1 protein-coding gene is annotated in these 1,612 nt (G+C 66.4%); it reads right to left on the reverse strand.

Going from position 1 to position 1,612, the window contains the following annotated elements; translation table 11 throughout:
• Positions 1 to 303 precede the first annotated feature (303 nt).
• Positions 304 to 1,464: an IS701 family transposase gene (locus AC067A_RS37385; protein WP_479248162.1), complete on the reverse strand. Its 1,161-nt coding sequence runs from the start codon at positions 1,462 to 1,464 to the stop codon at positions 304 to 306.
• Between the last annotated feature and the right edge of the window lie 148 nt (positions 1,465 to 1,612).

The raw sequence follows: 1,612 nt of genomic DNA on the forward strand, positions 1-1,612 counted from the left end.
TTGATGCCCGTCGGCAGCAAGGGCTCAAGCCGGGCCCACTGGCCGTTCGTCAGATCACCACGTCCCACGACAGGTGATCATCGACGAACAAGATCTACTTTCGCAACAGACCCTAGTACTGCAACGGTGTTTTTCCTGATGGTTGGGCAGGTTCAGGTGGTGTGTGGCCGCGTTGTCGGTAGTGGCTGATCTGGGCTTGGTGTTGTCGACGGCGACGCCAGGTCGACCAGTGCAGGATGTGGTCGAGCGAGGCCGGCTGCCGGTGGGTGAGGCGGTGGATCAGACGTCTGAGTTCGGGAAGGCTCAGCGGGACGAGGCCGGAGGATCCGTTTCTGCTTTCCCGGAATCGAGCTCGCGGGCCCGCAGGACGGTCAGGCAGGCGTGGGCGGCCATGGCCAGGGTGATGTGGCGGTGCCAGCCGGGATAGCGGCGGACCTGGTAGTCGTCCAGGCCGCATTCCTGCTTGGCGGTCTGGAAGCACTCCTCGACCGCCCACCGGCTGCCGGCGACATGAATGAGCTGGTCGAGTGTGGTGCCGGCGGGGCAGTAGGCGATGTAGTAGGAGATCTCCTCGGGGCGGCGGACACTGCGGCGGGCGATCACCCAGTGCCGGCGGTCCTCGCGGTGCCAGGGCCGGACCTCGACCCTGGACCAGTCGAACACCCGGGGTCCGTGAGAGCCGTTGCCGCAGGACCGGCGTTTCCACTTCTGCCGGGGCAGATCGTGGAACAGGTCGTGAACGGGGTGGTCGAGGGCCCAGCGGGTGACGACGGTGTCGTGCCGGGTGGTGGCCATGACGTGGAAGACGTCCGCCCGCTCCAGCTCGGTCCGCCAGCTCTTGGAGTAGCCGTAGCCGGCGTCTGCGGTCACCCAGCCGAACGGGATCTTCTCCTCGATCGCCCGGCGGACCATCGTCCGGGCCATCGCGACCTTGGTCTCGAACACGATCGCGTCGTCGATGCCGGCCCGCCGGCACCGTTCCCGGTCGTCCGTCCAGGAGGCCGGCAGGTAGAGACGCCGGTCGATCAGGGTGCGGCCGCGACCGGTGGCATAGGCGAGAAAAACCCCGACCTGGCAGTTCTCCGTCCGCCCCGCGGTCCCGGAGTACTGCCGCTGGACCCCTGCCGAGCGGTCGCCCTTCTTCAGGAAGCCGGTGTCGTCCACGATCAGCACCGCCTCCGGGTCGCCGAGATGCTCGACGACGTACTCGCGCACGTCGTCCAGAACCTCGTCCGCGTCCCAGTCGATCCGGTTCAACAGCCGGTGGATCCTGTCAGGTCCCGTATGCCCGGCCTCCTCCGCCAGTGTCCAGCCGTTCTTCCGCTCCAGCGGAGCGATCAGCCCCCGCATATACGCGAGCGCTGATTCACGCGGCTCCGACCTGGCGAAACGGTGAACGAACCGCTCCTGCAGAGCCTTCAGTTCACCCGCCCACGACCGGGCATCAGACAGTTCCCCACCCATGAGCAGACCAACGAACCACCTGCCCGGCCGTCACGACAAAGACCGTTGCAGTACTAGGGCCTGTGTGATGTCGTGATCACGTGGTGGTCTTGAGTAGATCGTCGATCCAGATCATGGAGGCTCGGAGGTGGAGGCCGGCGAGGTAGCT

This window comes from Streptomyces sp. NPDC043176 (assembly GCF_056436715.1).

Coding starts and splice junctions, on each gene's coding strand:
- AC067A_RS37385 (WP_479248162.1), bottom strand. CDS start 1,464: ATGGGTGGGGAACTGTCTGATGCCCGGTCGTGGGCGGGTGAACTGAAG.